The sequence below is a fragment of the Stenotrophomonas sp. KH_029 genome, from assembly GCF_057839765.1.
In genome coordinates this window covers 1,606,505-1,630,920 of record NZ_CM174498.1, presented here as the reverse complement: position 1 = coordinate 1,630,920, position 24,416 = coordinate 1,606,505, and the positions used below count along the sequence as shown (strand labels likewise).

Genomic DNA, 24,416 nt, shown 5'->3' with positions numbered 1-24,416 from the left:
TACGCTGCCGCGCCTGGCCCTGGACCAGGGTCAGGCGATCGGCGGCGGCGGTGGGAAGGTGGCTGTCCGACACATCCCCGCTGCCGGCTGTCTACCGGTAGTCATCCGCATCTTGGCCCGGGCGTCGGCGACGTTGCAATCGTGCACTGCGGCATGGCCTGGACATGGCAGCCCGGCGCATACGGCATTGATCGGGCCGGTGGCACAATGCAACGCCCCTGCCGTGGTGAGCCTGCCCCATGTCCGATGCCGTCGCCGCACCGTCCACCGCTGCCGCTGCCGCCGATGTTCCGCTGCTGGTCGACAGCCGTTGCACCCACGGCGAAGGCGCACTGTGGTCGGCACGGCGGCAGTGCCTGTTCTGGGTGGACATCAGTGAGCGCCGGTTGTGGCAGTACCGCAGCGCCGATGGCAGCCACCGGAGCTGGTTGCTGCCCGACCGCCCCGGCTGCCTGGCCGAGGGGGAAGACGGCCGCCTGCTGATCGCGCTGGCCGGTTCCCTGCAGCGCCTGGACCTGGACCGCGACGGCGATGCCCACGCACCGCCGCTGGAATGGCTGGCCGATGTGCAGCCCGAGGTCGCCGACACGCGCAGCAATGACGGCCGTACCGATCGCGCCGGCAACCTGGTGTTCGGCACCATGAGCGAGGATCCCGCGCGTGCGCCGCTCGGCCGCTACTACCAGTTCTCGATGCGGCACGGCCTGCGCGAGCTGAACCTGCCCGCCGTGGTGATCCCCAACGCGATCTGTTTCAGCGCCGACGGCACCATGATGTACTTCTGCGATTCGGTGCGCCCGGCGCTGTGGTGGTGCCACTACGATGCCGAGCGTGCGCACTGCGGGCCACCCCGCCTGTTCGCCACCCTGCCCGATCCGGGCTGGGAGCCCGATGGCGCCATCGTCGATGCCGAAGGCGGCCTCTGGAACGCGCAGTGGCGGGCCTCGCGCGTGGTGCGCTATCGACCCGACGGCCAGGTCGACCGGGTCGTCCTGCTGCCGGTGCGGAACCCCACCTGCGTCGCACTCGGCGGGCCCTCGCTGCGGCAGTTGATGGTCACCAGTTCCCGGCTCGACCACACCGACGCCGAACTGGCGGCCAGCCCGGGCGCGGGCGGTGTATTTGCGCTGGAAACCGGCATCGCCGGCCTGCCCGAGCGCCCTTTCCGCTGGTCCTGAGCCTTGCGCCAGGGGCATTTCCGGGTTCCAGGCACGATCCGATCCCGCGCCACGGACCAACCTGTTCTAGAATTGTCCGGCTTACTGTCGGATCCAGATCCAGCCATGCCTTTCGTCGTCACCGAAAACTGCATCAAGTGCAAACACACCGATTGCGTGGAAGTGTGCCCCGTGGATTGCTTCCATGAAGGCCCGAACTTCCTGGTGATCGACCCGGACGAGTGCATCGACTGCACCCTGTGCGAACCGGAATGCCCGGTCAACGCGATTTTCCCCGAAGACGACGTGCCGGCCGGGCAGGAAGCCTTCGTTGCGCTCAACGCCGAACTGGCCAAGGCCTGGCCGGTGCTGACCGTGCGCAAGGACCCGCCCGCCGACGCCGGCGAATGGGACGGCAAGCCGGACAAGCTGAAGCTGCTGGAGCGCTGAGTCTTCCAACGGCTCTGCGGGTACGAAGAAGGGCGCCATGGGCGCCCTTCTTGTTTGCATCGCATGGCCGGCTGCGCGCCAACGCCATCAGCATCGGACAGAGACACCATGCAGGGCGTGCCTGCCAGGCAGGCAGCCGACCGACGGTCGGTAGCTACCCCCATTCCCCTTACGGGGCCAGCTTGGCCTTCAGCTCGCCCAGCAGCTTGACCGGGGCGGCGCCGGTGGCCGGCAGGCCGCGCGGGTCCACGGCCGAGATGTAGGCACCGGCTTCCACCGCCACCACGCGGACCAGGAAATCGCTGCCTTCATAGGCCACATCGTAGGAACCCAGCAGCTGGGCCTTGCTGGCCACCTTCACGCCTTCCACCGACTCCAGCGCCGTACCCACCTTGGCGAACACCTCGTCCTTGCCGCCGGACACGGTAAACCCACCGGTATTGGCCTGGGGTGCAGCAGCAGCGGCGGCCGGGGCCGGCTTGGCGGCCTGCGAAGCCAGCACCGGCACCGCCGCGGCCGGGGCGCCGCCCGGTGCGTTCAGGTCCGGCGGCACTTCCAGCGGACGCACTTCCGGGGCGAGCGCGTAGTCGCCCTTGGCACCGCGCTTGAAGCAACCAGTGGTGCCGACCAGGGTGGCCGTCGCCAGGATGGCAAAGGACAGCACGCGGATGGCGGAAACAGATTGACGCATGGGAATCTCCTGGGTGACCACTGTCATCAGTGGTTGGAAAGTGCTTCGAGCGCACCGATGTCGGTGGCAAGGTGTTCGGCAGCGGCCTGGTGGGCCGCAGACAAGGGCAACAGCGGCAGACGCAGGCCGTGGCCGATGCCGATCCGGCGCAGCAGATCCTTCACCGGGATCGGATTGGGTTCCACGCCGCAGAATTCATGGAAGGGGGCCAGGCGCGCATCCCAGGCCTCGGCCGCGTCGCGCTCGCCGGCCGCAGCCAGGTCGCACATGCGCCGGTAGGCGCCGGGCAGCGCGTTGGAGCCGACCGAGATCAACCCGTCCACGCCGGACAGGATCGAGCGCGCGGCGGTGCCGTCATCGCCGCTGAGGACGGCAAAGTCCGCCGAACGCAGGGCCAGCAGCGCCTGCACGCGACCGATCTCGCCAACCGCTTCCTTGATCGCAACGATGTTCGGGTGCGCGGCCAGCGCGGCCACCGTCTCCGGCAGCATGTCGCAGCCGGTACGGCCGGGCACGTTGTACAGGATCACCGGCAGGCCGCCCTGGTCGGCCACCGCGCGGTAGTGCGCGATCAGCCCGGCCTGGGTCGGGCGCACGTACGGCGGGGTCACCACCAGCGCGTGGCTGGCGCCGTTGGCCGCGGCGCGGCGGGTCTGTTCGATGGTTTTGGCGGTGCCCGACAGCCCGGTGCCGGCCAGCACCGGCACCCGCCCAGCCACGGTTTTGACCGCGCTGCGCAGCAACTGGTCGTATTCGTCATCGGACAGGGTCGCCGCCTCGCCGGTGGAACCGGCCACGACCACCCCGTGAACGCCCCCCTCCAGCTGCAGCTGCAGCAGACGCTGCCAAGCGTCGGGATCCAATGCGCCATTGGCCTGGAAAGGCGTGGCCAGCGCGGTGATGAGACCTGAAAGAGACAAGGACGCGATGCTCGCATGAGGGGGGAAGCCCGGCCAGGGTAAACGCCGGCCGGATGTACTTTGCATGTTACTTGCGGGTCGAAAGCACGGGCAAGTATGCTGGACTCCGGCGAACGCGCCGTCGCCGGCGCCGTTCAGACTCAGCTTGCATTACCCGGAACCACTTTGACCGACACCACGCCGCGGCCTGCGCCGACCGAAAACCATCTCCTGATCAACGCCTATACGACGCATCCGGAGTCCCCCCTGCTGCCCGTGACCCGGCGTATCGCCGACAGTGGCTGCAACCTGGTCGATGCCCGCCTGGCCACCGTCGGCCGCGATGTTTCGGTGACCGCACTGGCCACCGGCTCGTGGGATGCGGTGGCCAAGCTGGAAGCGATGCTGACCCGGCTCGAGCGCGAGGAAGGGCTGAAGCTGGTGTGGTACCGCACCGGCGCCAAACAGGCCCAGTCCAACCTGCTGCCCTACATCGTCGAAGTGATCGCCGCCGACAAGCCCGGCATCCTGTTCCAGCTGGCCGATTTCTTCGACCGCCAGGGCATCACCATCGAGAACCTGCAAAGCACCCGCTACCGCGCCATGCAGACCGGTGCGGAAATGTTCTCCGCGCAGGTCACCATCGGCGTGCCGGCCAACATGCACATCGCCGCACTGCGCGATGACTTCCTGGAATTCTGCGACCATCTGAACCTGGATGCCATCATGGATCCGATGAAGTTCTGATCTTTCGCGCGTTCGTCACGGGCGCGCGAGGTTTCATGCAGTTGTAATGGCACGACCCCAGGATCCGGAAAGGAACCCATGAACGACGGCGACACCCTGGACAGCACCACCCTCGCACTGCCGCTGGCCCTGTCCGGCGGCGAGCACACCACCCTCGGCGATCTGGCCGGCCAGTGGCTGGTGTTGTACTTCTACCCGAAGGACAGCACCCCCGGCTGCACCACCGAAGGCATCGACTTCAACGCCCTGCTGCCCCAGTTCACCCGCCTGGATGCGCGCGTGTTCGGCGTCTCCCGCGACTCGGTCAAATCCCACGACAACTTCTGCGCCAAGCAGGGCTTCGCCTTCCCGCTGATCAGCGATGGCGACGAAGCGCTGTGCGCCGCGTTCGACGTGATCAAGCTCAAGAACATGTACGGCAAGCAGGTGCGCGGCATCGAGCGCAGCACCTTCCTGATTTCGCCCGACAGTCGTATCGTGCAGGCGTGGCGCAAGGTCAAGGTGGCCGGCCACGCAGACACCGTCCTTGAAGCCCTGAAGGCCGCGAAAACCCAGTGACCAACCTGCACCCCCCAATGGCCATCACCCTGCCCTGCAGGCTGTGATGGCTTGTCCCTGTTCTGCCACCAGGAAATGACGATGACCCGAGGCAAGCGCATCTACGTTCTGGATACCAACGTGCTCATGCACGATCCGACCGCGCTGTTCAAGTTCGAGGAGCATGATGTCTACCTGCCGATGCAGGTGATCGAAGAGCTGGACAACGGCAAGAAGGGCACCACCGAAGCCAGTCGCAATGCGCGCCAGGTCAGCCGCTTCCTCAATGAGCTGGTGCAGGCCTCGGGCCTGGACAACCTGGCCGATGGCATTCCACTGCAGCGTCCCAACGGCCTGCAGCTGCGCGGCAAGCAGAGCGTGGGCCTGCTGCGCTTCCAGACCAGCCACTTCGAAGCGGGCAAGAGCTTCGGCGCGGTGATTCCGGACAACGCCATCCTCGGCGCGATCCTGGCCCTGAAGGAGCAGGTGCCGGAGATTCCGGTGGTGTTCGTGTCCAAGGACATCAACCTGCGGATCAAGGCGGCGATCGCCGGCATCGTGTCGGAAGATTACGAGAACGACCGCGCGCTCGACGATTTCAGCCTGCTCTACACCGGCGCCACCGAGCTGCCGGAAGATTTCTGGAAGAAGCACACCGACAACCTGCGCAGCTGGAGCGACAAGGGCCGTACCAGTTACGAAATCATCGCCAGCGAAGACGAGGACTGGCACCCCAACCAGTACGCCTACCTGCCCGGCGAGGATGAAGTGGAACTGCGCGTGGCCAAGGTCGAGGCCGACAAGGTCACCCTGGCCCTGGTCAACGACTTCCGCCACGGCAGCCATGCGGTGTGGGGCATCAGCGCGCGCAACCGCGAGCAGAACTTCGCGCTCAACGCGCTGATGGACCCGGAGATCGACTTTGTCACCCTGCTCGGCACCGCCGGCACCGGCAAGACCCTGCTGGCGCTCGCCGCCGGCCTGGCCCAGACCATGGACCAGCAACGCTACCGGGAAATCATCATGACCCGCGCCACGGTCAGCGTCGGCGAGGACATCGGCTTCCTGCCCGGTACCGAAGAGGAAAAGATGACGCCGTGGATGGGCGCGCTGACCGACAACCTGGAAGTGCTCACCCATACCCAGGAAGGCGGTGCATGGGGCCGTGCGGCCACCAACGACCTGATCGCCAGCCGGATCAAGATCCGCTCGTTGAACTTCATGCGCGGGCGTACCTTCCTGTCGCGTTACCTGATCCTGGATGAAGCGCAGAACCTCACCCCCAAGCAGATGAAGACCCTGATCACCCGTGCCGGCCCCGGCACCAAGATCGTCTGCCTGGGCAACGTGGAACAGATCGACACCCCGTACCTGACCGAGACCACCTCGGGCCTGACCTACGCGGTGGACCGTTTCAAGAACTGGCCGCACAGCGCGCATGTCACGCTGCGCCGAGGCGAACGTTCGCGCCTGGCCGATTACGCTTCGGAGGTGTTGTGAACCGTTCCCTGTTACGTGCCGTCCTGCCGCTGGCGCTCGCCGCGCTGGCGGCGGCCTGCACGCCCGCCAATACGCGGCCGGGCGCCAGCGTCCCGACCACGATCAAGACCGGCCAGTCCTGGGTGGTGACGCGACCGTTGGTCGCCGCCCAGGTCCTGGATACCTGCTCGCGCGACAGCCCCGGCCGCGAGGCCGGGCGGGTCACCGGCTACTGGGCGCCCAGCCGCAAGGAGGTTGAACAGCTGGAGGCTGCGCTGCCGACATTGGAGGCGCAGGTCGCCAACGCCGCCGGGTTCGACCGCCAGTACGTCGGCATTGAAATGGGCGGGCGCAAGCTGATCTACATCAACGCTTTCCCATCCGACGCGGACCTGCATCCGGCCCGCGAAGCGGTGCGGGCATGCGACGGTGGCCGACAGTTCTGGGGCGCGGTGTTCGACCCGGCCAGCGCGCAGTTCACCGACGTGCGGTTCAACGGCGCCATCGACGGCCCCTGACCGGCCGTGGCCACGCCCGTGCCAGCCCGATGAGCATCCGCCTGCCTACCTGGGTCTGGATCGGCGCCATCGCCTTGTCGTGCGTGGCCGGCATGGTCAACGTGGTCGGCTTCCTGGGGTTCGAGCACCAGGCGGTCAGCCACATGACCGGCACCACCAGCCAGCTCGGCATGGCGCTCGCCCAGCGCGACTGGCGCGTGGTCGGTCATCTGTGGGGGCTGCTGATCGCGTTCTGCGGGGGCGCCGCGCTCAGCGGGGTCATCATCCAGGACAGCGGCCTGCAGCTGGGCCGGCGCTATGGCGTGGTGCTGGCGCTGGAATCGCTGTTGCTGCTGGTCGCGATCCCGTTGTTCAAGCAGCAGCAGATATGGGGCGCACTGGCCGCGGCCATGGCCTGCGGCCTGCAGAACGCGATGGCGACCACCTTCAGCGGCGCGGTGGTGCGCACTACCCATCTCAGCGGCATGTTCACCGACCTGGGCATCGGCCTGGGCCACCTGCTGCGCGGCCTGCCGCTGCCGATCCGACGGCTGACCCTGAGCGGGTTGATCGTCAGCGGCTTCCTGGCCGGCGGCGTGATCGGCGCCGGGCTGTTCCTGCGCTTCGGCTATGACGCCCTGCTCGCGCCCGCGCTGCTGACCGGCGGCACCGGGCTGGGCTATGTGCTGTACCGCCAATGGACCCTGCTGCGCCGCTGAGCGCAGCCTGGCAGCACGCGCCGGGCAAACATTGCACAATCGCCGCATGACCGCTCCGACTCCCGTTTCCGTCCTGACCATCGCCGGTTCCGATTCGGGCGGTGGCGCCGGCATCCAAGCCGACCTGAAAGCCTTCGCCGCCCACCGCGTGCACGGACTCTCGGTGATCACCGCGCTGACCGCGCAGAACACCCGTGGCGTCAGCGCCGTGCACGTGCCGCCGCCGGCCTTCCTGCAGGCGCAGATCGATGCCTGTTTCGCCGACTTTGATATCCACGCGGTGAAGCTGGGCATGCTGGCCAACGCGGCGGTGATCGACCTGGTCGCCGATGCGCTGGAAAAACACCGCCCGCCACAGGTGGTACTGGATCCGGTGATGATCGCCACCAGCGGCGCCCGTCTGCTGGAAGACAGCGCGCTGGATGCGCTGCGCACGCGGCTGATTCCGCTGGCAACCCTGCTCACGCCCAATATCCCGGAAGCCGAGCTGCTGCTGGGCCGGCGCATCGTCACTGCCGAGGATGCCGAGGATGCCGCAGCGGCCCTGCTCGACCTGGGCGCCGGCGCGGTACTGCTCAAGGGCGGGCATCTGGACGAGGGTGCGCGGGTAGTCGACCGCTATTTCGACGGCGTCACCGGCGAGGACTTCATCCATGCCCGCCTGCCGGTGGACGCGCACGGCACCGGCTGCACGCTGGCCTCGGCCATCGCCGCACAGCTGTGTCAGGGGCTGTCCTTGCCGAACGCCTGCGAAGCGGCCATCGATTACGTCGCGCGCGGGCTGCAGAGCGGCTATTACCCGGGCCGCAGCGAGGTACTGGTGATCGACCACTTCGGCGCGGCGCGCCCGGCATGATCGATGCGCACGCGCTGCCGATCACCGCCGCCGACGGCCATCGCTTCCAATTGCTGGCCCGGGTGCCGGCACGGCCGCGCGTGCGGCTGTTGTGGCTGCCGGCGCTGGGCGTGGCCGCGCGCCATTACCTGCCGTTGGCCGATGCGCTGGCCGCGCACGGCGTGGCGGTGTACCTGCACGAATGGCGTGGCAACGGCAGCAGCAGTCTGCGCCCGTCGCGCATGCAGGACTGGGGCTATCGGGAGATCCTGCAAACGGATCTTCCGGCCAGCCTGGCCGCGCTGCAAGGCAGCGCCGCTGCCGACACCATCCTCGGCGGCCACAGCCTCGGCGGGCAGCTGGCCTGCTGTCTGGCCGGCCAGCATCCCGCGCACGTCCAGCGGCTGTGGCTGGTCGCCAGCGGCACGCCCTACTGGCGCACCTTCCCGGCCCCGCGCGGCTGGACGCTGCCGCTGATCTACCGCTTCCTGCCATGGCTGGCGCAGCGCCAGGGCGTACTGCATGGCCGTCGGCTCGGCTTCGGCGGCACCGAAGCGCGCGGCCTGATCGGCGACTGGGCCAAGGTGGGACTGAACAACCATTACGCAGGCACCGGCATCGCGCAGGACCTGGAAGCCGGCCTGCGCCGGCTGCGCGGGCGCGCCACCGCCGTGGTGATGGCAGACGATTGGCTGGCGCCGACGGGCTCGATGCAGGGCCTGCTGGCCAAGCTGCCCCAGGTCAACGCCACGCTGGCCGTGCTGTCGACTGCCGCCCTTGGCACGCGCGCCGATCACTTCGCCTGGATGAAGTCCCCGCAGGCCGTGGCCGACCTGCTTTTTCGTTCATTCGAGTGAAGGCCTTCACAAAAGCGTTGACGAATGCGGCCTGCATCCGCATAATTCCGCTCCTGTTGACGCGCCCGTAGCTCAGTTGGATAGAGTACCTGGCTACGAACCAGGCGGTCGGGAGTTCGAATCTCTCCGGGCGCACCATCAACAGGCTGACAACCCCGCCGTTGGCAGCAGCAGCACCGTTTCGATGTAAATGCGCCCGTAGCTCAGTTGGATAGAGTACCTGGCTACGAACCAGGCGGTCGGGAGTTCGAATCTCTCCGGGCGCACCATTACATCGAAAGGCAGGCTCGCCTGCCCTCCCGCCAAACGTGGCAACACGCACGGCAGGACACACAACCAGACAATGCAAATGCGCCCGTAGCTCAGTTGGATAGAGTACCTGGCTACGAACCAGGCGGTCGGGAGTTCGAATCTCTCCGGGCGCACCATTGCATCGACGAAGACAGCAGCCATCGGCTGCTGTTTTTTTTTGCGTTGGAGCCGGCTGTCATTCGACAGTGACGGGTAGTGCCGGCCGCTGGCCGGCTCTCATGAATGTTGGACGATCACGTGGAGCCGGCCAGCGGCCGGCACTACCGGGAGCTCATCCCTTCGGTGCGTGTGCCTGGGCTGCCTGCATCGCCATCAGATCGGCTTCACCCGGCAGCTCCGGTGCCGGGCACGCGCCGCCAGCATGGTCGTCATGCGCCAACCAGTCGTCCACCACGCCGCCCAGCAGATCCACGCGCAGCGGGAGCGTGATGTGGTCTTCGCCACGCATCTCGATGTAGTGCACGCGCGGGCTGGCGGCGGCCAGGCGGCGGCCCTGCCCGACCGGCACGTGCTCATCGTCCTGGCCGTGCAGCAGCAGCACGCAGGCGCGGCTGTCGGCCAGCGCGCGGGTGACATCGACGCGATCCAGGTCCAGATCCAGGCGCTGGCTGGCGGCGGCGATCACCTGGTCGATATCCTGCCCGCCATAGCGCCAGCGCCCGTAGGCCGCCATGGCCTGCGCCTTCCAGGCGGTGGGCTGCAGCGACATCAGGTGCGGGATCATGCTGCGGATCGCATCGCCGGCATTGGCGAAGGACTCCATCGCCACCACCCCGGTGACCTGGTCGCCGAGCTTGTCGGCAGTGAACAGCGCAGTGGCCGCACCGTAGGAAACGCCGAACAGGTACAGCGGCCCGACCACCTCGCCGCGCGCCTTCAACGCCGCGATGACATCGACCACGTCATCCGATTCGAACGTGCCGTAGCCGGACGGGCCGGCGCCGGAATGGCCGTGGTTGCGCAGGTCGATGGTGACCACGCGGTAGCCGGACTGCGCCAACTGCAGCGACCACGGCAGCATCGCATCACCGTTCATCATCCAGCCGTGCAGCACCACCACCGTGCCGCGTGGCGCCCGCGGCTGGAACGGATGCGGCAGGTCCAGCGCCATGCCGGTGCGCAGCGGCTCGCCGTTGTCGTGCTGCTGGGCCAGGTATGCGTAGCGCAGCCCGTACTGCCCCGGGTCGAACACCCGCCAGAAGATCGGCACGCCGGCCCGGCCGGTGACCCGGCCGTGGCGATTGGGCACGCTGTCCACCGCCGCGGCGATGCGCGCGGTATCCAGCAGTGTGGATACGCCGCCGGGCGCGACCAGGCGATCGCTCAGCGAGGTCGAGGCAGCGGAGGACGACAGCGATGAGCAGGCAGCCAGCCACAGGCCGGCCCCGGCCAGCAGCAACAGCAGCAAGCGCTTCATGGGGGTACAGGGGGAAACCGATTGAGTCGGGCAGGTTACCGACTGCCCCGCCGCCGCTCTATCGCATCCTCATGACCGTTCGATGACAGTGCAAGCGGGATTCAGCTTGCACGGCGCGATCGGACCGTAAACCATGGCAATGATCCGTAGATCCACGCCATGCGTGGAGACCGCGCGACGCGCGGCACATGCATCCGAGCACGGTCTGCCGACGCGCCGACCATCGGCCGACGCTGAGACCCCACCGGAGCCCTCGGGCAGACCTCACGGCGACGGAACGAAAGGCATCCACGCATGGCGTGGATCTACGCCGGAGGCCCCATTGGCGCCTTCAGTTCCCGCTCACCCCAGCCATTGCTCCATCACCGGCCACCAGCCCTCCATCACCTGCGGCCGCTGCATCCGCTCGCGCCACCAGCGCAGTGCCGCGCCCTGCTCGCCGGTACGCCAGGCCAGCCAGAACGTTTCATCCGGCTTGGGTTCCTCGACCTGCTTGATCACCAGCCGGCCCTGCTGCACGGCCCGCCGGGCATAGGGTTCGGGCAGGAAGCCGAAACCCAGCCCGGCGCACTGCAGGCGGAACTTGCTGACCGTGTCGGGCACGGTCACCGTTTCCTGCCCCATCAGCAGCCCGACCGTGCGCGGCAGCAGCCGTCGCGCCGAGTCGGCCACGGCGATCGCGCAGTGCCCGGCCAGCTGTTCGCGCCCCAGCGGCCCGCTGGCCGCTGCCAGCGGGTGCCCGGGCGCCACCGCAAAGACGAAGGCCACCACGCCCATCGGCTCGACCACGTAGCCGCCGCCACTGGGGCCCTCGCCAGCCGCGCCGACCAGCAGGTCCGCGCGCCGGTCCAGCAGCGCCTCCCAGGTGCCCGACAGCGCCTCGCCGATCAACCGCACCCGGGTCTGCTCGGCGACCGCATTGAATGCACGCACGTCTTCGGCCAGCAGTGCCGGCGGGAACATCGAATCCACCGCCACGGTCAGTTCGGCCTCCCAGCCGGAGGCCACCCGGCGCACCCGCATCTCCAGCTCGCGCGCCGCCCGCAGCAAGTGCCTGCCCTCCTCCAGCAGCGCCTGCCCGGCCTGGGTCAGCTGCGCGCGCGGCCCGACCCGGTCGAACAGCTGCACGCCCAGGTCCTGCTCCAGCTTGGACACCGTGTAGGAAATGGTCGAGGGCACCTTGTGCAGGGCCTTGCCGGCGGCGGCGAACGAACCGCGGCGGTCGATGGCATCGAGGATCTGTAGGGCATCCAGGCTGAGCTTGAGCATTCGAATTTTTCGATGATGGCTTGCGAAACTATCCGTTTTTCAAACCCAAGGTGCAAGCGGATACTGGCGCCAACAGGAAAGGGCAGCGGCAAACGCCCCCTGTCCCATCATCGAAACCATCGAATACCGAGGAGATCCACCATGCTGCAGATCCGCAAGAGCAACACCCGTGGCAAGGCCGACCATGGCTGGCTGAACTCCATGCACACCTTCTCCTTCGCCAACTACTACGACCCGCGCTACACCAGCTTCGGCCCGCTGCGGGTGATCAACGAAGACCGGGTGCAGGGTGGCCAGGGCTTTGGCACCCACAGCCACAGCAACATGGAGATCATCTCCTACGTGCTCGGCGGCGCGCTGGAGCACAAGGACTCGATGGGCACCGGCTCGGTGCTGCGCTACGGCGATGTGCAGCGCATGAGTGCCGGCAGCGGGGTCAGCCACAGCGAGTTCAACCACGCCGCCGACCAGCCGGTGCACTTCCTGCAGATCTGGCTGTTCCCCGACCAGCAGGACATCGCCCCCAGCTACCAGGAGACCCACTTCGCCCCGGACGCCAAGCGCGGCCAGCTGCGCCTGATCGCCTCCCGGGATGGCCGCGACGGCGCGCTGCTGATCCACCAGGACGCCAACATCTACGCCACGATCCTGGACGGCAACGACCGCGTGCAGCTGCCGCTGGCCCCGCGTCGCGGCGCCTACGTGCAGGTCGCCCGCGGCCAGCTGCAGGTCAACGGCATCACCCTGGACACCGGTGATGCGCTGCAGGTCACCGACGAGGCGCAGCTGACCCTGGAACACGCCAGCGATGCCGAAGTGCTGGTGTTCGACCTGCCGCTGTAACGGCCACGGCGGAAAAAACAGACACCCCGGCATGCCGGGGTGTCTGCTGTTGCATCGCTCAGAACCGGTAGGTCACCGCCAGCCGCACGTTGCGCGGCTCGCCCCAGGTGTAGGTGCTGTACCGGTTGAAGATGGTGTAGTAGTGCTTGTCGAGCAGATTGTTGACGTTGAGCGTGGCTGACAGCTGCTCATTGAACTGGTAGCGCGCCATCGCATCGAGCAGCCAGTACGGCTCGGTGCGGTGGACCTGGCTGCTGCGATCGACCGGGTTGGTGATCGTGCCGAACGTGCTGCCCTGCCAGCGCGCGCCACCGCCCACGGTCCAGCCCTGCAACGCGCCGCCCAGCCGGTAGCTGGTGTGCAGGGTGAACTGGTCTTCCGGCTCCAGCGTGGACACCTTGGTGGACTGCTGGCGGGCCACCTTGTGCGCGTAGCCGCCCTGCACCTGCCAGCCCGGTGCCAGCTGGCCGGACATCTCCAGTTCGTAGCCCTTGGTGCGCACGCCCATCAGTCCGCGGTAGGCGATCCCGCCGCTGGGGGTCAGCCCGCCGCTGGCTTCGGCGAAGTTGTCCTGGTCCAGCTGGAACACCGCGGCACTGGCGTTGAAGCGGCCGTCCAGGAACTCGGCCTTCAAGCCGGCCTCATAGCTGCGCCCTTCCATCGGGTCCAGCGCCTTGCCGCGCTCGTCCTGGTTGCCCTGCGGCTTGAAGATGGTGCTGTAGCTGGCGAACACCGAGAAGTTGCGGTTGAGGTCGTAGACCAGGCCCGCATAGGGCACGATCACCCCGCTCTCGTCGATGTCCACGGCCTTGTAGTTGGCGATGCGGCTGCCGACGATCAGCTTCAACGGATCGGCCAGGTCGAAACGGCCGACCACGTACGCGCCGCTTTCGCGGGTGACTTCATTGTTGGCATAGCCCCATTGCCAGTCCGGCTCGGGCACATCGCCGTTCCAGGCGCGGTAGTCGGCCACGGCACTGGTGTAACCGGGCTGCGCCGCGTAGCCGTTGTTGACCCAACGCTTGCGCGACACGCTGCCGCCGACCACCAGCTCGTGCTCGCGGCCGAACCAGCCGAACTTGCCGCTGACGTACAGATCGGCCGCGTTGCTGGTGGTCTTGCCGATGTACTGGCCCAGCCACATGCTCACGCCCTGCCCGGTGGCCGGATCGGGATTGCCGCCGGCCGCGGCGCCGAGCGAGGCGTCGTAACCGTTGACCTGGTGGTTGAGCTGCAGCTTGGCCACCCAGTCATTGGCGAAGCTGTGCTCCAGGGTCGCAAAACCGGTGCGGCTGTACTGCCCCCAGCGGCTCCAGCGCGCACCGTTGTTGAACGAACGCGGCATCTTGTTGAAGTTGCCGGTGCTGTCCAGCAACGGAATGCCGCCCCAGCTGGAGCCCTTGGGATCGCTGTCCTGGTAGTCGGCGCCGACGGTCAGCAGGGTGCTGTCGTCGATGTCCGCTTCGAGGATGCCGTAGAAGACCTGGTTGCTGCGCTGGTAGTGGTCGACGTTGGAATGCCTGTCCTGGTAGGCCGCCACCGCACGGCCACGCACGCGGCCGCTGGCGGTCAACGGGCCGCCGACATCGACCTCGGCACGGTAGCTGTCCCACGAACCCACGCCCAGGGTGGCGCTGCCGGCCAGTTCTCGGGTCGGCTTCTTGCGTACCAGGTTGATGGTCGCGCCCGGATCGCCCATGCCGGTCAACAGGCCGGTGGCGCCCTTGAGCACTTCCACGCGGTCGTAGATGGCCGTGTCGCTGAGCGTGTTGCCGGCCGAGTACGCCGAATCGCGCGCCATCGGGATGCCGTCGTACTGGAAGTTCTGCACCGCGAACCCACGCGCGTAGTACTCGGTGCGTTCGCTGTCGTAGGTGACGATGCTGATGCCCGGCGTGACCTTCATGACATCGTCGATGCCATTGAGGCCGAAATCGTTCATTTCCTGGCGGGTGATCACGCTGATCGTCTGCGGCGTCTGGCGCGGGCTGAGCACCAGGCGGGTGGCGGTGGCGATGGTGCCGGCGGTGTAGGAATCACTGCCTTCGGTGACCGTGCCCAGCTGGTTGGCGGTGACCTGCACCGTGCCCAGGGTCCGGGCCGGTTCCGGTGGCGGCGCGTCGGCCTCGGCCGCCAGCGCTGCGGGCGCAAACAGGGCCAGCCCGAGCACGCAGGACATCGCCTGCATCAAGCCGGTGACCGCCGGCAGCGGAACCTGTTGATGGCCATGGCGGCCAGAATGGGCAACACGAAACAGGGCAACGGACACGGCAAAGCCTCCAGGAAGGAAAGAAATCCTCTGGCGGCGGCTGGAGGGAAAGGGGCGGGGTCCAACGGGGCGCACCCTCGTCGGCTGCGGCATTTTACTCCAGCGCCTGCGCCCACGACAGGTGCACGGCCATCGTACAGCCGCTACAGTGCCCGGCCCGGCGCCCGGGCCGGCTCCCACCACAAGGATGTCCCATGCCGCTCCCCTCCCCTCTGCTGCGTTGCGCGCTGCTGCTGGCCCTGTCCGGCCCGGCCGTGGCTGCCGACGGGCCCGCCCAGGTCACGCTGACCAGCGGCACGTTCAACGGCACCGTGTCATTGGCGGTGGACAGCGACCGCCGCCTGCTGTCGGGCTACTTCGACGATGGTCGCTGCCGCTTCCAGTTCGATGGCCCGTTGCAGCCGGTGGCGCTGCCCCAGCGCAGCGAGCTGGGGGAAGCCTACAGCCTGCGCGGCTGGGATCCACGCACGCCCGAACGCAGTTTCAGCGTGGCGCTGTACACGCTGGCGCGCGGGGGCTTCCGCGACCAGCTGACGATCGAAGCCGACGACCGCGACCCCAACCGCCCCGCCGCGTGCCGCTGGCGTACCAGCCTGGATCGCGACAGCTGGGTCAGCAGCTCCTTCATCGGCGTTCGCGTGGTGTCCGCGCGCCACGCGAAGGTAAGCGCGGGCAAACCCGACGGCGATGGCGTCCGCCTGGAGCGTTCGACCGAAGCGGCCGTGCCGCGCGGCACGGTGGTGTGGGTCGGCAAGACGTATTCGCCCGGCTGGAATCTGCCCGGCCTGGTGCAGGCCAACTGGTACCAGCCGGTGGGCACGCCGCATGGCGGCTATCTGCGCGAGGCGGATCTGTACCGGTTGCCGGCGCAGGAAGAGCAGTTGCCGTAGGTCCGGGCCATGCCCGAACACCGCCATGCCGGCACCCGATGCCGCCAAGCATCGGCCGAGCAAACACCCCAAAAAAAAGCCCCTGAGCGTGCGCTCAGGGGCTCTTACAACTGGCGGAGCGGGAGGGATTCGAACCCTCGATAGAGTTTTAAGCCCTATACTCCCTTAGCAGGGGAGCCCCTTCAGCCACTCGGGCACCGCTCCAGTGTTCTTGTTCCACCGCTGCGTTGATTCATCTCAGCGGGGGCGCGAATCATAACGTTTTCCGCGCCCGAAGGTAAAGCCCTTAATCCGAAGAATTTTCACTTCCGGAAGCATTGGGCTCATCGCCACGCTGGATACGCTGGTAAATCTCTTCGCGGTGCACGGCCACATCCTTCGGAGCGGTGATACCGATACGCACCTGGTTGCCCTTGACGCCGAGCACGGTCACGCTGACCGAGTCACCGATCATCAGGGTTTCGCCTACACGGCGAGTCAGGATCAACATTTTTGCAAGTCTCCAGGGAACCGGTGGATCTTCCCCACCGGTTCGGCGTCCAGCCAAGGAGCGCCACACGACAAAGGGAAAGGATTAGCCATAGTAACGTCAGGCCTCCTGCCCCTTCAAGGAGCAGAGAGCCCGGGGCGTTCAGATACGGGGAGTGACCCAGTCCACCACTGCAGCCAGGGCAGAAGCAAGGGCGGGCCCGTCCTCGCCACCACCCTGGGCGAGATCCGGGCGGCCGCCGCCCTTGCCCCCGATCTGACTGGCGATGTGCGACAACAGTTCCCCGGCCTTGACCTTGCCCGTTGCACTGCCGTTCACGCCCGCAACCAGGGCCGCCTTGCCGTCCTGGGTGCCGGCCAACACGATCACCGCATCGCCCAACTGCTGCTTCAGGCGATCCATCGCATCGCGCAACGCCTTGGCGTCGAAGCCTTCCAGGCGCGAAGCCAGGATCTTGATGCCCTTGACCTCGACCGCGGCTGCGCCGAGATCGGCGGTCGCACCGGCGGCCTGCTTGGCCTTGATCGCCTCCAGTTCGCGTTCGAGCTTTTTCTGGCGCTCGCCGAGCTGGCGGATCTTGTCGACCACCTCGCCGACGTTGCCGCCGAGCAGTGCGGCCGCTTCGCCCAGCTGCGCTTCTTCGTGCGCGACGTAATCCAGTGCACCCTGGCCGGTCACCGCTTCGATGCGGCGCACACCGGAGGACACCCCGCCTTCGGCGGTGATCTTGAACAGACCGATGTCGCCGGTACGCGCCACATGGGTACCACCACACAACTCGGTGGAGTAGTCGCCCATCTTCAACACGCGCACATGCTCGCCGTACTTCTCGCCGAACAGCGCCATCGCGCCGAACTCCAATGCTTCCTGCATGCCCATGTTGTGCACTTCGGCGGCATTGTTGGCGCGCACCTGTTCATTGACCTTGCGCTCGATCACCGCCAGGTCGCCGGCACTGATCGGTGCGAAGTGCGAGAAGTCGAAGCGCAGGCGGTCCGGCGCCACCAGCGAGCCCTTCTGCTGCACATGGGTGCCCAGCACTTCGCGCAGCGCGGCGTGCAACAGGTGGGTGGCCGAATGGTTGAGGATGGTGGCGCCACGACGCTGCGCATCGACCTGCCCGGACAGCACATCGCCGACCTTGAGGCCACCCTGGGCAATCGTGCCGACATGGCCATGGAACTGGCCGGCGAATTTCTGGGTGTCGCTGACCTGCAGCTGCAGGCCTGCGGCGGTGAGCACGCCGGTATCACCGACCTGGCCGCCGGACTCGGCATAGAACGGGGTCTGGTCGGTGATCACAATGACCTCCTCGCCCGCCTGCGCGGCCTGCACCGGACGGCCGTCCTTGAGCACGGCGACCACGCTCAGGCCATCGGCCTGCAGGCGGTCGTAGCCCAGGAACACGGTCGGCTTGAGGGTGGCCACCAGATCGGCCGACAGGGTCACCCCGCCGCCGAACTTGCCGGCCGCCCGTGCAGTTTCGCGCTGGGTATCCATGGCCGCGTTGAAGCCGTCCATGTCCACGCGCATGTCGCGCTCACGGGCGATGTCGGCGGTGAGGTCGACCGGGAAACCGTAGGTGTCGTAAAGGCGGAACGCGTCCACGCCGGGAATCACCCCATCGGTGACCCGGGCGGCGATGTCATCGAAGATCTTCATGCCCGAATCCAGCGTCTCGGCGAAACGCTCTTCCTCGGCCTGCAGCGCACGCACCACCGTATCGGCCTGGGCCGGAAGTTCGGGATAGGCCACGCCCATCTGCGCGACCAGGGTCGGCACCAGCTTGCTGAAGAACGGCTGGCGCACGCCCAGCATCCAGCCATGGCGCAGCGCGCGGCGGATGATCCGGCGCAGCACGTAGCCGCGGCCCTCGTTGGACGGCAGCACGCCGTCGACGATCAGGAACGAACAGGCGCGGATGTGGTCGGCGATCACGCGCAGCGACTTGTTCTCCAGGTCGGCCATGCCGGTCAGTTCGCTGGCCTTGCCGATCAGCGCCTGGAACAGGTCGATTTCATAGTTGGTGTGCACGTGCTGCAGGATCGCCGCCAGGCGCTCCAGGCCCATGCCGGTGTCCACGCACGGCGCCGGCAGCGGCACCAGGGTGCCGTCGGGCTGGCGATCGAACTGCATGAACACCAGGTTCCAGATTTCGATGTAGCGGTCGCCATCTTCATCCGGCGAGCCCGGCGGGCCACCGGCGATGTGGTCGCCGTGGTCATAGAAGATCTCGGTGCACGGGCCGCAGGGACCGGTGTCGGCCATCTGCCAGAAGTTGTCCGAGGCGAACGGGGCGCCCTTGTTGTCGCCGATGCGTACGATCCGTTCTTCCGGGATGCCGACCATGTCGCGCCACAGCGCGTAGGCTTCGTCGTCGGTCTGGTAGACGGTGACCAGCAGGCGTTCGGCCGGCAACTTCCAGACCTGGGTCAGCAGCTCCCAGGCCCAGGCGATGGCGTCCTTCTTGAAGTAATCGCCGAACGACCAGTTGCCCAGCATCTCGAAGAAGGTGTGGTGGCGCGCGGTGTAGCCGACCTGGTCCAGGTCGTTGTGCTTGCCGCCGGCGCGCAGGCAGCGCTGGACGTCGGCCGCGCGCACGTAGCTGCGCTTCTCGGCGCCAAGGAACACGTCCTTGAACTGCACCATGCCGGAATTGGTGAACAGCAGGGTCGGGTCATTGCCCGGCACCAGCGGCGCCGACGGCACGATGGTGTGGCCCTTGCCCTTGAAGAACTCAAGGAAGTCGCTGCGGATCTGGGAGGTGGTGAATTTGGATGCGGTCATGGGGGGCTGGCTTCATGCGGGCCGGTCGGTCCTTGGCACGCAGCCCCAATGGCCGGGTACCTACTGCAGGAGCGCCGAAACCACAAAGGGTATCAGGCCCGGGCCGCTCAGTCGTCAGGGTCGTAGCGGGTGGCGCGGCGGATGCTGTCGCCGTCGAAGCCGCGCCGGGCCAGCAGATCGGCCGCCTTGCGACGCTGGGGGAGCGCTTCCGGCCCGGACGGGCCGAACCGGCGGCAGACCAGCTCCCGGGCGTTCTCGGCCCAATCGCCCTCGAAGGTGTCCATGGCCGCGGCGATCTGCTCGCTGTCCAGCCCGTGGGTGCCCAGTTCGGCGCGGATGTGGATCGGCCCGTAGCCGGTATTGGCGCGGATGCGGACCAGGTTCTCGGCAAAGCGGGTGTCGTCCTGCCAGCCGGCCTGGCTGAGCTTGTCCACCGCCGCCAGCGCCGCCTCGGTCTCGATGCCGCGGGCCTGCAGCTTGCGGGTGAGCTCCTTGCGCGAGTGCTCGCGGCGCACCAGCAGGCCCAGCGCCCGCTGGACCGGGGTCTGTTCACTGATGCGGCGTTTACGGCGGGGTGCCGGGGCGTCGGAATCGGACATGGCAACCTTCGATCAAGTGCGCCGTCCCTGGCGCTCCCCCCGTCGGGGGAATACGGAAACCGCGGGACAAGGCGAGCGTCACTGACGGCGCTGCCCTGCCCCGCAGGAAACTCACTCGGCGTCGTCTTCGACGTCGTCGCCGCCTTCACGCACGGCTTCTTCGGGCTGGAACTTCTCGCGCAGCTCCGCTTCCAGGCGCTGGGCAATCTGCGGGTTGTCGCGCAGATAACCGCGGGCGTTGTCCTTGCCCTGGCCGATGCGCTCATCGCCATAGCTGTACCAGGCGCCGGCCTTCTCGACCAGCTTGGCTTCCACGCCCATGTCGATCAACTCGCCTTCGCGGCTGATGCCTTCGCCGTACAGGATCTCGGTGATGACCTGCTTGAACGGGGGCGCCAGCTTGTTCTTGACCACCTTGATCTTGGTCTGGTTGCCGATGATTTCATCGCCCTTCTTGATCGCGCCGATACGGCGGATGTCCAGGCGCACCGAGGCGTAGAACTTCAGGGCGTTGCCGCCGGTGGTCACTTCCGGGCTCTGGCCCGGCATCATCACGCCGATCTTGTGCCGCAGCTGGTTGATGAACACCACCAGGGTGTTGGAACGCTTGATGTTGCCGGTCAGCTTGCGCAGCGCCTGGCTCATCAGGCGGGCCTGCAGGCCGGGCAGCTGGTCGCCCATTTCGCCTTCGATTTCGGCCTTGGGGGTCAGCGCGGCGACCGAATCGATCACCACGATGTCCACCGAACTGGAGCGCACCAGCATGTCGGCGATTTCCAGCGCCTGCTCACCGGTGTCCGGCTGGGACAGCAGCAGGTCATCGACGTTGACGCCCAGCTTGGCCGCGTAGATCGGGTCCAGCGCGTGCTCGGCATCGATGAAGGCTGCCGTGCCGCCCTTCTTCTGGCATTCGGCGATGGCCTGCAGGGTCAGGGTGGTCTTGCCCGAGGACTCCGGGCCGTAGATTTCCACCACGCGGCCCTTGGGCAGGCCGCCAATGCCGAGCGCGATGTCCAGCATCAGCGAACCGGTGGGGATGACTTCGACCGCCTCCACGACACGGTCGCCCATGCGCATGACAGCCCCCTTGCCGAACTGCTTTTCGATCTGGCTCAGCGCGGCGGTGAGGGCACGCTTTTTGTTTTCGTCCATCGGAGTGGTCCTTGCAGAGGTCGTGTCGTTGGAGGGGGTGTCTTTGGAGGTCTTCTTGACCATGGGTTCACTTTAAGGCGGGCGTATCGCACAGGCTGAGATTCTGCCCGGCGTTCGGAAAAAAATTATCGGACATCCGTACCAACCTCAGCAGAACCAGAGAATCGCCACAAAAGACCGTGCAGGTATTACGTTGGAAAGGGTCAGCGGTTGGGCCGCAGCAGGCCGCAGTACAGGCCTTCAATGGCGAAGTCCTGGTCGGGCATTACTTCGATCGGCTTGTAATCGGGGTTGCGCGGCAGCAGCCGGATCCGGTCCTTGCCCATCTTCAGCAGCTTGACGGTGATTTCATCGTCGATGCGGGCCACCACGATCTGCCCGGAGCGGGCGTCGCGGGTGCGGTGCACACCGATCAGGTCGCCGTCGAAGATGCCCTCATCGATCATCGAGTCGCCCTGGACCTTGAGCAGGTAGTCCGGGGCCGGCGAGAAGAACACCCGGTCCAGCACCACGAAATCGTCCGAGCCGATATCCGCCCCGATCGGCAGGCCGGCCGCGACCCGGCCCAGCACCGGCAGGCGCAGCACATGGTCGGGCAGTGCCGGCACCGACAGCGAGGCCGGCAGGCCGTCCTGCAGCGGCGGCACCTGCACCAGCCGGATGCCGCGGGCCTGGCCGGGGATGCGACGGATCGCCCCGGCCTGCTCCAGGGCTTCCAGGTGGTACTGCGCCGCGCGCACCCCCTTGAAGCCGAAGGCACGTGCGATTTCCGTCTGCGACGGCGGTGCGCCATCGGTCTCGATACGCTCGGCGATCAACTGCAGGATCGCCTGCTGGGTGTCGGTCAGGTCCATGGTTAGTAGTATTACTACTAACGATGCGGGCACGCAAGTGCCCGCAGAGGAAGAGCCGATGGAAGAAGGGTGGTCCCGTCCCGGTCGAAGCCGCCAACAACACCTGTAGCCACCGACCGTTGGTCGGTGACCGCGCGCCAGCGCGGCAATGCCTGGCGGCGCTGGCGCGTGTCGTTTGCGGCCATCTCTCCGGCGTTTACCCTCCGCAATCTGATGGGTCAGGCATTCGTGGGGCCGGATGAGGAGCAGCCACGCATGGCGTGGCTCTACCTGGGGGAAGCGGTGACGGGCCGGAGCAGCCACGCATGGCGTGGCTCTACCCGGGGCAAGCGGTGACGGGCCGGTCAGCAAGGAGCGTCCGACCAACGGTCGGACCTACACGTAATCCCCCGCTTGGGCGGGAGATTACGGGAATCCTGCGGATTCCAGCGGCAAAAACCCTACGGGTTTTTGCCGCTGCGCCAGATCGAAAACAGGATCCATACGCCGCAGAAGCCGGCGCCGATGAAGCCGGCCACGCCCAGCGCCAGCAGCCAGCGGCTGGAGATGCCGCCGACGCTGTGCATGACGATCGAGGAGCCGATGATCAGCGCGGCGGTCACGATGCCCATCACCAGGCGGTTGGCGGCGCGGTTGACCTGGTCGCCGAAGCCCTGCAGCGCGGTGGTTTCCACCTTCAGCTGGAGCCGGCCGCGACGGGCCATCTGCAGCAGCCGGCGCACGTCGCGTGGCAGCTCGCCCATCAGTTCCAGCGCCCCCACCAGGCTGCGCTTGCCGCGCTTGAGCATGGCCGCCGGCGCGTAGCGTTGCCACATCACCCGTTCCAGGTACGGACGCGCGGCGCCGGCCATGTCGAACTGCGGGTCCAACTGCCGGCCCATGCCTTCCAGGGTCAGGAAGGTCTTGATCATCAAGGCCAGGTCGGCCGGCAGGGTCAGCGCGTAGTGGCGCAGCAGCTGGGTGATGTTGCCCAGCATCAGGCCCATGTGCAGGTCTTTGAGCGGCACGCCGCGGTACTGGTCGACGAAGGTGCTGATGTCCTGCTGCAGCCGCGATTCGTCCACGTCCACCCCACCGGCCCAGTCCAGCAGCACGTCGGCCACCGCCTCGGGGTCCTGGCTGACCAGCCCGTGCAGCAGCTGGGCGACCTGGAAGCGGCGCTGTTCGGAGATCGCCCCGACCATGCCGAAGTCGATCACCCCGATGCGGCCGTCGCGCAGGTAGATGATGTTGCCCGGGTGCGGATCGGCGTGGAAACAGCCGTCCTCCAGCACCATCTTGAGCACGATGCGCGCGCCGCGGTGGGCCAGTTGCACCCGGTCCAGCCCGGCCGCATCGACCGCGGCCAGGTCGCGACCGGCGATGCCGTCGACGAAGTCCTGCACGTTCAGGCTTTCGCAGGTCCAGCGCCAGTGCACGTTGGGAATCAGGATGTCGTCGCGGCCGTGGAAATTGCGCGCGATCCGTTCGGCGTTGCGGCATTCGGCGGCGAAATCCAGCTCGCGCCGCAGCGACACCTGGAACTGCTGCACCACCTCGGCCGGCCGGTAGCGCTGCAGGTCCGGCAGCCGCGCTTCGACGATCTCGGCCAGGCGCGCCAGCAGCCGCAGGTCGGCTTCGATCACCTCGCGGATGCCCGGCCGGCGGATTTTCAGCACCACTGCAGTGCCGTCGTGCAGGGTCGCGCGGTGCGCCTGCGCCAGCGAGGCGGCGGCCATCGGCGTTTCATCCAGCCACGCGAACACCTCGCTGGCCGGCGCGCCAAGGTCGCGCTCCAGCTGCTCGCGCACCTGTGCATACGGCAGCGCGGGCACCGCGTTCTGCAGTTCGGAGAATTCGGCGATCCAGTCCGGCGGGAACAGGTCCACGCGGGTAGCCAGCACCTGGCCGAGCTTGACGAAGGTCGGGCCGAGGTCTTCCATCGCCCGGCGCACCCGCACCGGCGCGGTCATGCGCAGCATCTGCTGGGTGTCGTTCCAGTGCAGCAGCCGGCCGGCGCGTTCGAGCACGTCGGCCAGGCCGATCCGGCGCACCAGGTCGCCAAAGCCATAGCGGATCAGCACCGAGGCGATTTCCTGCAACCGCCCCAGGTCCCGCACGGTTCCCAGCGTTTCCCACATCTGCGCGCCCTCCTGTCAGCCGTCGCGTCAGGATGTCACACCAGGGCGAAAATTCCCGTCAGCGCCTGCTGCACGGTCTGCCGGCGGATGGCATCGCGGTCGCCGTCGAACTGGAACAGCTGGGCGCGTGCATAGCCACCGCGGCCCTTCCAGCCGATCCAGACGCTGCCGACCGGCTTGCCCTCGCTGCCGCCGCCGGGACCGGCGATACCGGTCACGGCCACGGCGATGCCGGCACCGGAATTGACCAGCGCACCGGACACCATTTCCAGCACGGTCTCGCGGCTGACCGCGCCGAACTGCTCCAGGGTCTGCGCACGCACGCCGAGCAGGCGCTGCTTGGCTTCGTAGCTGTACACCACCATGCCGCAATCGAAGAACGCCGAGGAGCCGGCGACATCGGTCATCGCCTTGGCAATCCAGCCGCCACTGCAGCTTTCGGCGGTGACCAGCTGCAGCGAGGCCTGCTGCAGGCGCTGGCCCACGTTACTGGCGAGGGCGCCCAGCTCGGCGTCGGAAGGAACGGTCATGGGCAATCCTGGATCA

At 67.4% G+C, this 24,416-nt stretch carries 23 protein-coding genes and 4 tRNA genes; 14 read left to right on the top strand and 13 right to left on the bottom strand.

From position 1 onward, the window contains the following. The first annotated feature begins 239 nt into the window (after positions 1-239). Both AC3ITM_RS07545 and fdxA read left to right on the top strand, forming a co-directional pair. The gene (locus AC3ITM_RS07545) at positions 240-1,178 is read left to right on the top strand and encodes an SMP-30/gluconolactonase/LRE family protein (protein ID WP_489269567.1); all 939 of its coding nucleotides are present in this window, start codon (positions 240-242) and stop codon (positions 1,176-1,178) included. Positions 1,179-1,283: 105 nt separating this feature from the next. Next, entirely contained in the window at positions 1,284-1,607 is a 324-nt protein-coding gene (fdxA, locus tag AC3ITM_RS07540; protein ID WP_228887545.1) for a ferredoxin FdxA, read from the top strand. Between the two features lie 169 nt (positions 1,608-1,776). Here fdxA and AC3ITM_RS07535 read toward each other — a convergent pair whose 3' ends face one another. After that, entirely contained in the window at positions 1,777-2,298 is a 522-nt protein-coding gene (locus tag AC3ITM_RS07535; RefSeq protein WP_228887546.1) for a hypothetical protein, read from the bottom strand. Between the two features lie 26 nt (positions 2,299-2,324). Further along, positions 2,325-3,218 (bottom strand): 4-hydroxy-tetrahydrodipicolinate synthase, encoded by an 894-nt coding sequence (gene dapA / locus AC3ITM_RS07530; protein WP_489269564.1) that lies wholly within the window; start codon positions 3,216-3,218, stop codon positions 2,325-2,327. A 96-nt stretch (positions 3,219-3,314) separates the two neighbouring features. Between dapA and AC3ITM_RS07525 the strand changes: the two genes are divergently transcribed. The 10 genes from AC3ITM_RS07525 (at position 3,315) to AC3ITM_RS07480 (ending at position 9,296) form a co-directional block, all read left to right on the top strand. Further along, the gene (locus AC3ITM_RS07525; protein WP_429000410.1) at positions 3,315-3,944 is read left to right on the top strand and encodes a glycine cleavage system transcriptional repressor; all 630 of its coding nucleotides are present in this window, start codon (positions 3,315-3,317) and stop codon (positions 3,942-3,944) included. Positions 3,945-4,022: 78 nt separating this feature from the next. After that, positions 4,023-4,502, top strand: a complete 480-nt coding sequence (locus tag AC3ITM_RS07520; protein WP_489269562.1) for a peroxiredoxin — start codon at positions 4,023-4,025, stop codon at positions 4,500-4,502. A gap of 81 nt (positions 4,503-4,583) precedes the next feature. Next, complete coding sequence (locus AC3ITM_RS07515; RefSeq protein WP_489269560.1) at positions 4,584-5,981, top strand: PhoH family protein; 1,398 nt, start codon at positions 4,584-4,586, stop codon at positions 5,979-5,981. Then, positions 5,978-6,478, top strand: coding sequence for a hypothetical protein (locus AC3ITM_RS07510; RefSeq protein WP_489269558.1), 501 nt, complete (start codon positions 5,978-5,980; stop codon positions 6,476-6,478). Before AC3ITM_RS07515 ends, AC3ITM_RS07510 begins: the two co-directional genes overlap by 4 nt. A gap of 29 nt (positions 6,479-6,507) precedes the next feature. Beyond that, positions 6,508-7,176, top strand: a complete 669-nt coding sequence (locus tag AC3ITM_RS07505; protein ID WP_489269556.1) for a YoaK family protein — start codon at positions 6,508-6,510, stop codon at positions 7,174-7,176. A gap of 46 nt (positions 7,177-7,222) precedes the next feature. Then, positions 7,223-8,032, top strand: a complete 810-nt coding sequence (thiD, locus tag AC3ITM_RS07500; RefSeq protein ID WP_489269554.1) for a bifunctional hydroxymethylpyrimidine kinase/phosphomethylpyrimidine kinase — start codon at positions 7,223-7,225, stop codon at positions 8,030-8,032. Then, positions 8,029-8,868, top strand: a complete 840-nt coding sequence (locus AC3ITM_RS07495) for an alpha/beta hydrolase family protein (RefSeq protein ID WP_489269552.1) — start codon at positions 8,029-8,031, stop codon at positions 8,866-8,868. Before thiD ends, AC3ITM_RS07495 begins: the two co-directional genes overlap by 4 nt. A gap of 61 nt (positions 8,869-8,929) precedes the next feature. Then, positions 8,930-9,006: transfer RNA gene (locus tag AC3ITM_RS07490), tRNA-Arg, on the top strand. 54 nt (positions 9,007-9,060) lie between these two features. Next, positions 9,061-9,137, top strand: a tRNA-Arg gene (locus tag AC3ITM_RS07485). 82 nt (positions 9,138-9,219) lie between these two features. After that, positions 9,220-9,296, top strand: a tRNA-Arg gene (locus AC3ITM_RS07480). A gap of 155 nt (positions 9,297-9,451) precedes the next feature. On the opposite strand, the gene AC3ITM_RS07475 is transcribed toward AC3ITM_RS07480, so the two are convergent. After that, positions 9,452-10,597, bottom strand: coding sequence for an alpha/beta hydrolase family protein (locus tag AC3ITM_RS07475; protein WP_489269550.1), 1,146 nt, complete (start codon positions 10,595-10,597; stop codon positions 9,452-9,454). Positions 10,598-10,939: 342 nt separating this feature from the next. After that, positions 10,940-11,866, bottom strand: a complete 927-nt coding sequence (locus AC3ITM_RS07470) for a LysR family transcriptional regulator (RefSeq protein ID WP_489269548.1) — start codon at positions 11,864-11,866, stop codon at positions 10,940-10,942. Between the two features lie 141 nt (positions 11,867-12,007). Here AC3ITM_RS07470 and AC3ITM_RS07465 point away from each other — a divergent pair, with 141 nt between their 5' ends. After that, the gene (locus AC3ITM_RS07465; RefSeq protein ID WP_489269546.1) at positions 12,008-12,709 is read left to right on the top strand and encodes a pirin family protein; all 702 of its coding nucleotides are present in this window, start codon (positions 12,008-12,010) and stop codon (positions 12,707-12,709) included. A 58-nt stretch (positions 12,710-12,767) separates the two neighbouring features. Here the strand turns inward: AC3ITM_RS07465 and AC3ITM_RS07460 are convergent, their stop codons facing one another. Next, positions 12,768-14,897 (bottom strand): TonB-dependent siderophore receptor, encoded by a 2,130-nt coding sequence (locus AC3ITM_RS07460; protein WP_489270051.1) that lies wholly within the window; start codon positions 14,895-14,897, stop codon positions 12,768-12,770. Between the two features lie 275 nt (positions 14,898-15,172). Here AC3ITM_RS07460 and AC3ITM_RS07455 point away from each other — a divergent pair, with 275 nt between their 5' ends. Further along, a complete protein-coding gene (locus AC3ITM_RS07455; protein ID WP_489269544.1) occupies positions 15,173-15,868 on the top strand; it encodes a hypothetical protein in 696 nt (231 codons plus the stop codon). 111 nt (positions 15,869-15,979) lie between these two features. Here the strand turns inward: AC3ITM_RS07455 and AC3ITM_RS07450 are convergent. From AC3ITM_RS07450 to AC3ITM_RS07415, 8 genes are all read right to left on the bottom strand, one after another. After that, positions 15,980-16,072 (bottom strand) — tRNA-Ser (locus AC3ITM_RS07450). A gap of 82 nt (positions 16,073-16,154) precedes the next feature. Further along, a complete protein-coding gene (gene csrA / locus AC3ITM_RS07445; protein WP_019183311.1) occupies positions 16,155-16,358 on the bottom strand; it encodes a carbon storage regulator CsrA in 204 nt (67 codons plus the stop codon). A 141-nt stretch (positions 16,359-16,499) separates the two neighbouring features. Beyond that, positions 16,500-19,145 carry an alanine--tRNA ligase gene (alaS, locus tag AC3ITM_RS07440; RefSeq protein WP_489269541.1) on the bottom strand — a complete coding sequence of 882 codons (2,646 nt, stop codon included), beginning with the start codon at positions 19,143-19,145 and terminating at the stop codon, positions 16,500-16,502. A gap of 107 nt (positions 19,146-19,252) precedes the next feature. After that, positions 19,253-19,744: a recombination regulator RecX gene (gene recX, locus AC3ITM_RS07435; RefSeq protein ID WP_489269539.1), complete on the bottom strand. Its 492-nt coding sequence runs from the start codon at positions 19,742-19,744 to the stop codon at positions 19,253-19,255. 111 nt (positions 19,745-19,855) lie between these two features. Beyond that, positions 19,856-20,896, bottom strand: a complete 1,041-nt coding sequence (gene recA, locus AC3ITM_RS07430) for a recombinase RecA (protein ID WP_489269537.1) — start codon at positions 20,894-20,896, stop codon at positions 19,856-19,858. Positions 20,897-21,099: 203 nt separating this feature from the next. Further along, positions 21,100-21,750, bottom strand: coding sequence for a transcriptional repressor LexA (lexA, locus tag AC3ITM_RS07425; protein WP_228887662.1), 651 nt, complete (start codon positions 21,748-21,750; stop codon positions 21,100-21,102). Between the two features lie 440 nt (positions 21,751-22,190). Then, positions 22,191-23,870, bottom strand: a complete 1,680-nt coding sequence (ubiB, locus tag AC3ITM_RS07420; protein ID WP_489269535.1) for a 2-polyprenylphenol 6-hydroxylase — start codon at positions 23,868-23,870, stop codon at positions 22,191-22,193. A 35-nt stretch (positions 23,871-23,905) separates the two neighbouring features. Next, positions 23,906-24,400, bottom strand: coding sequence for a CinA family protein (locus AC3ITM_RS07415; RefSeq protein ID WP_489269533.1), 495 nt, complete (start codon positions 24,398-24,400; stop codon positions 23,906-23,908). Positions 24,401-24,416: the final 16 nt, after the last annotated feature.

Bases quoted from the DNA above. Each gene is read 5' to 3' on its own strand.
- AC3ITM_RS07520 (WP_489269562.1), top strand. From the start codon at position 4,023: ATGAACGACGGCGACACCCTGGACAGCACCACCCTCGCACTGCCGCTG.
- AC3ITM_RS07495 (WP_489269552.1), top strand. From the start codon at position 8,029: ATGATCGATGCGCACGCGCTGCCGATCACCGCCGCCGACGGCCATCGC.
- AC3ITM_RS07505 (WP_489269556.1), top strand. From the start codon at position 6,508: ATGAGCATCCGCCTGCCTACCTGGGTCTGGATCGGCGCCATCGCCTTG.
- csrA (WP_019183311.1), bottom strand. From the start codon at position 16,358: ATGTTGATCCTGACTCGCCGTGTAGGCGAAACCCTGATGATCGGTGAC.
- AC3ITM_RS07415 (WP_489269533.1), bottom strand. From the start codon at position 24,400: ATGACCGTTCCTTCCGACGCCGAGCTGGGCGCCCTCGCCAGTAACGTG.
- AC3ITM_RS07460 (WP_489270051.1), bottom strand. From the start codon at position 14,897: ATGCAGGCGATGTCCTGCGTGCTCGGGCTGGCCCTGTTTGCGCCCGCA.
- recX (WP_489269539.1), bottom strand. From the start codon at position 19,744: ATGTCCGATTCCGACGCCCCGGCACCCCGCCGTAAACGCCGCATCAGT.
- AC3ITM_RS07475 (WP_489269550.1), bottom strand. From the start codon at position 10,597: ATGAAGCGCTTGCTGCTGTTGCTGCTGGCCGGGGCCGGCCTGTGGCTG.
- alaS (WP_489269541.1), bottom strand. From the start codon at position 19,145: ATGACCGCATCCAAATTCACCACCTCCCAGATCCGCAGCGACTTCCTT.
- AC3ITM_RS07525 (WP_429000410.1), top strand. From the start codon at position 3,315: ATGCTGGACTCCGGCGAACGCGCCGTCGCCGGCGCCGTTCAGACTCAG.
- thiD (WP_489269554.1), top strand. From the start codon at position 7,223: ATGACCGCTCCGACTCCCGTTTCCGTCCTGACCATCGCCGGTTCCGAT.
- AC3ITM_RS07465 (WP_489269546.1), top strand. From the start codon at position 12,008: ATGCTGCAGATCCGCAAGAGCAACACCCGTGGCAAGGCCGACCATGGC.
- AC3ITM_RS07545 (WP_489269567.1), top strand. From the start codon at position 240: ATGTCCGATGCCGTCGCCGCACCGTCCACCGCTGCCGCTGCCGCCGAT.
- AC3ITM_RS07470 (WP_489269548.1), bottom strand. From the start codon at position 11,866: ATGCTCAAGCTCAGCCTGGATGCCCTACAGATCCTCGATGCCATCGAC.
- recA (WP_489269537.1), bottom strand. From the start codon at position 20,896: ATGGACGAAAACAAAAAGCGTGCCCTCACCGCCGCGCTGAGCCAGATC.
- AC3ITM_RS07535 (WP_228887546.1), bottom strand. From the start codon at position 2,298: ATGCGTCAATCTGTTTCCGCCATCCGCGTGCTGTCCTTTGCCATCCTG.
- AC3ITM_RS07515 (WP_489269560.1), top strand. From the start codon at position 4,584: ATGACCCGAGGCAAGCGCATCTACGTTCTGGATACCAACGTGCTCATG.
- lexA (WP_228887662.1), bottom strand. From the start codon at position 21,750: ATGGACCTGACCGACACCCAGCAGGCGATCCTGCAGTTGATCGCCGAG.
- AC3ITM_RS07455 (WP_489269544.1), top strand. From the start codon at position 15,173: ATGCCGCTCCCCTCCCCTCTGCTGCGTTGCGCGCTGCTGCTGGCCCTG.
- ubiB (WP_489269535.1), bottom strand. From the start codon at position 23,870: ATGTGGGAAACGCTGGGAACCGTGCGGGACCTGGGGCGGTTGCAGGAA.
- fdxA (WP_228887545.1), top strand. From the start codon at position 1,284: ATGCCTTTCGTCGTCACCGAAAACTGCATCAAGTGCAAACACACCGAT.